2 protein-coding genes are annotated in these 1,638 nt (G+C 40.6%); both read right to left on the bottom strand.

The window, feature by feature from the left end; genetic code table 11:
• Nucleotides 1-501 (bottom strand): DUF4407 domain-containing protein (locus WBJ10_RS12240; RefSeq protein WP_424290686.1); only part of this gene is annotated, 501 nt, incomplete at its 3' end.
• Nucleotides 501-1,638: DUF4407 domain-containing protein (locus WBJ10_RS12235; RefSeq protein ID WP_424290684.1), on the bottom strand; the 1,138-nt coding region annotated here is incomplete at its 5' end. The genes WBJ10_RS12240 and WBJ10_RS12235, both read right to left, overlap by 1 nt.

Raw genomic sequence — 1,638 nt, 5'->3', positions numbered from 1 at the left:
GATCAGCTTTGCCTGGTCACTGCTGTGAAGCGACTCAAGGGATTGATTGAAGGTATTAAAAAGTTCGATCTTGTATATTTTTATTCCCTCTTCAAGATTCTCGCTCAGCAAAAAAATCTTTATTGGCTGAGATATGATGAAACTTATCAGGCACACAAATCCCAAACGGCTTAGGTTGGATAAATTGAATATCGGTTGGAACTGTGATTTTGGTAAGACCTCTTTCGAAAATGTTTGAATCAGAAGGACATAGATGGTAAAGAACATTAACGAAAAAAACAAAGCAAGGAAAAGCTCTGCATACCACATGTGAAACATCAGCTCGAACGCATAGAAAACGGAGAAAAAGCTCAATAGAAGAATCAGGATAACAAGTAAGCCTGCTATGTAAAACTTGTGAATATTTTCTTCACCAGCCTCCTTAATGATCGTGTAGTCTATACCGATCAAGCTGACAATAGTTCTCTTACTAAAGAATTTGATATTTTTTGGCCGCGGCATTATGCTTCCTTGACGTACTCGTTTGGATTACTTCTTATGTTTTCAAGTTTTTCCTCTTTCCAGGCTTCAATTGCGGTGTTGCTTAATTCACTTTGAGCCTCCAGCAGTTTAATTTTCTCTTTCAGCATAACCAGTACCTGATGGTTTACAATCAGATCACGTTCATGCCCTTCGCCGTCGGTATAGTAGTTGTATTTTATTTCGATGCCTTTATCAGCTTTAATTAGTTCCTTGATATTTTCTTCCATATAGTCGTACGGACTTTTTATCAGCATTAGTTTGAAGAAAATCGGCGTAAGTTCTATGGTCATAAATAGGAGCGTGATAAAGGCCGAAATCCACCATCCCGCAATTTCATGGGCTAATTTGATGCGTTCTAATAATCCGTCAAGGCCGGAAGCTACTTTTTCCCCGTCTGCAAGGTCTTTCTCCCGACGCTTTTCAATTTCATCTTTCTCTTTTTTAATCCGCTGAAATTCCGGGTCGTTTTTTAGTGCAATGATTGACTCGCCAATACCGTCCAGTTGAGCCTTCATTGCGATGGCCCTGGGTCCGACGGTTATAATCCGCGCTTCTTGAATATAGTTTGTCTCGACCTCGGCATACCTTTGATTTAAAGTATTCAGTTCGGCTTCAATCTTTGCAATTTCCTTATCCTTATTGGCCAGTTCCTTATTATACAATGAGTCAGTTTTTAGCTTATACTGTTGCTTTTGTTCGATCTGTCTGGCATGCAGGGCGACGTCAATTTCTGTTTTGAACATTCTTATTTCAACGGGCTTAGAAATAGTTAGAGCAATGATAGCACCCATGATCAATCGAGGTAAAGCACCGAGCAACTCCTTTCGGGTAATATTTTCAGTTCCGTCCCCTTTACCGGTGCTTGTCACGATAAAGCGGTCGATATTAAATATTATCGCTCCCCAAAACAGCCCGAAAATGCAGGAAATGATAGCGGTAGGTATGTCTGTCGGATCATAACTGCCACCAATCTCAGGAACGGCTTTGAAGGAATCAAGAGCGTTGCCCTTGGGCTCAAAAATGGTGTAGAATGCGTAACCACCAGCAATTGCAGCCATTACACCAGTTGCTATAATGATACCTCCGGAACTTGAAAGCCTGGAAATAAAGATTTCA

Source organism: Daejeonella sp., assembly GCF_049655485.1.
Classification (GTDB): Bacteria; Bacteroidota; Bacteroidia; order Sphingobacteriales; family Sphingobacteriaceae; genus Daejeonella.
This window is presented reverse-complemented; position numbering and strand designations above follow the sequence as displayed.